The organism is Pseudomonas sp. NBRC 111131, from assembly GCF_001320525.1.
Lineage (GTDB): Bacteria > Pseudomonadota > Gammaproteobacteria > Pseudomonadales > Pseudomonadaceae > Aquipseudomonas > Aquipseudomonas ceruminis.
On the sequence record NZ_BCBH01000090.1, the window covers coordinates 1 to 1,184 of the forward strand.

At 56.2% G+C, this 1,184-nt stretch carries 1 pseudogene; it reads left to right on the forward strand.

The annotated features are described in order from the left end of the window. Positions 1–63 precede the first annotated feature (63 nt). Positions 64–1,166, forward strand: a pseudogene (locus APH34_RS28380) (IS5 family transposase). Positions 1,167–1,184 lie beyond the last annotated feature (18 nt).

The window sequence follows — 1,184 nt, forward strand, 5'->3', positions numbered from 1 at the left end:
TAAGAGGGTGTAGACAAAATAAACTAAACTCACCACTCCTTCAGCCTGGACAGCCTTGAAGTCATGCCTCGAACCGGACGCCCGCCCGCGATTGCCGCAGAGCAGTACCCAATGCTCGTCAAGCTTGCACAAACCCATCCCTTCTCCAGCCAAGCTGAATTAGCGGATGCATTCCATGCTGAAACGGGTATCACCGCTCATCCCGACACGTTTGCAAAAGCCTTGAAGCTGGCTGGAATTACACGAGTGAAGCAGCGTGCCAAAGGCAGCTTTGTTTCACCCGAACCTCGCAAGTCCTACGGCTACAACGAAACGCACCGACGCCAGTTGCCGGGGCAACGATATCCCAGCTGCCTGACTGATGCTGAATGGGCGCTGGTCGCCGATTTGTTTGAAACTCAGGGAGGTCGTGGTGTGCCACCGCGTCATTCTCGACGGATGCTGCTCGAAGCCTGCTGCTATGTAGTACGCACGGGGTGCTCATGGCGCATGCTGCCGCGCGAGTTTCCTCACTGGGACAATGTTTACAAGACCTTCCGCCGGTGGAGTACGCAGGGCAAATTTGAGCAGATGCATGATCGCTTACGAACCCAATGGCGCGACAGAGAGGATCGTGACGACAATCCGTCGGCGGCATTTTGGATTCGCAATCAACTCGCAGCTCTCCACAGGGAGGGGACAGTGGCTACGACGCTGGCAAGAAGGTGAAGGGGCGCAAACGAAGTCTGATAGTCGATACGTTGGGCCTGCTTCTGGCGGTGAGTATCAGTGCAGCAAGTGTGCAGGATCGGGACGCGGCGGATGACGCAGTGGCTTATTCGAAGGAAAAATACCCGTCATTGAATACGCTGTTCGTTGATAGTGCATACGCCGGAAAATGGGCCCAGCGCATGAATCAAACGCACGCGGTCGACGTTCAAGTGATCCGCGGGCCAAACAACCGACGAACAGGTAAATGGCATTCAGAGCAAGGCGATATGTTTGCGGTAGCGCCTGCTCCGACCGGTTTCGTGGTAATGCCCAAGCGGTGGGTGGTGGAGCGGACTCATGCTTGGAACGAGAGAGCTCGGCGACTGATTATGCACCACGACCGGTTGTTTGCTGTTAGCGAGGCATGGGTGTGGCTGGCCGAGGCTAGGATGCTCGCACGCCGGCTCACGACTTGATTTTGTCTACACCCTCTT